This window comes from Streptomyces sp. O3, assembly GCF_054788135.1.
Window position 1 is genome coordinate 1 of record NZ_JBTVYK010000184.1, and the last position, 274, is coordinate 274.

The window sequence follows — 274 nt, forward strand, 5'->3', positions numbered from 1 at the left end:
GCTTAGAAAACTATAAGAAATCCATGTAATATCAGAAACTTTGTCTAAATCATCTACGGGAAAAACGATTTTTCCTTTGGCGGTTTCGCCAGGCTTAATTTCAGTTGTATCAAAATTAGATAAAACAGCATCTCCTCCATTTAAATCTAACTTGTTTGCCTCTAGTTGTCCTTGGTTTGGATAGGTTTCGAGTGTTTTAGCTGCATTGTTGGTAATTTCTAAAGCGATAGTAATACTACCATCTACTGGCTTACTTGCGGATGTTGAATAAGTT

Annotated in this window: 1 protein-coding gene; it reads right to left on the reverse strand. The window is 35.4% G+C overall.

Going from position 1 to position 274, the window contains the following annotated elements; all coding sequences use genetic code 11:
- A partial coding sequence (locus ACX6XY_RS30280) for a hypothetical protein (RefSeq protein WP_460337885.1) occupies nucleotides 1-274 on the reverse strand: 274 nt, incomplete at both ends.